At 65.6% G+C, this 523-nt stretch carries 1 protein-coding gene; it reads left to right on the plus strand.

Annotation, left to right across the window (positions count from 1 at the left end):
• Nucleotides 1-78 precede the first annotated feature (78 nt).
• Nucleotides 79-523: AMP-binding protein (locus ACRVY7_RS22580; RefSeq protein ID WP_431818714.1), on the plus strand; the 445-nt coding region annotated here is incomplete at its 3' end.

Below are 523 nucleotides of genomic sequence, written 5' to 3' on the forward strand. Positions count from 1 at the left end.
GAGACGGTTGCTGATGCTGTTGCGGCGCAGGTGGTTCGGTCGCCGGGTGCGCCTGCGTTGTGGTGTGGGGGTCGGGTGGTGTCGTATGCGGAGTTTGGTGCGCGGGTGGCGGTGTTGGCGCGTGAGTTGATTGGTGTGGGTGTGGGGCCGGAGGTGGCGGTGGGGGTGTCGTTGGAGCGGTCGGTGGAGTTTGTGGTGGCTATTCATGCGGTGGTTGCTGCGGGTGGTCAGTATGTGCCGTTGGATACGCAGGCGCCGCTAGAGCGGGTGGAGTACATGGTGGGTACTGCTGGGGTGGGTGTGGTGGTGGTTGCTGCTGGTGTGGTGCCTGCTGCGGTGGTGGGGCTTGGTGATCGTGTGCGGGTGGTTGAGGTGGATGCGTCGGGGTCGGTGGATGTGTCGGTGGCTGCGGTGTCTGATGGTGAGCGGTTGGGGTCGTTGTCGGGTGATGCGGCGTTGTATACGTTGTTCACGTCGGGGTCGACGGGTCGGCCGAAGGGTGTCACCGTCTCGCACCGGGCCG

The organism is Gordonia jacobaea (assembly GCF_965344965.1).
Lineage (GTDB): Bacteria > Actinomycetota > Actinomycetes > Mycobacteriales > Mycobacteriaceae > Gordonia > Gordonia jacobaea.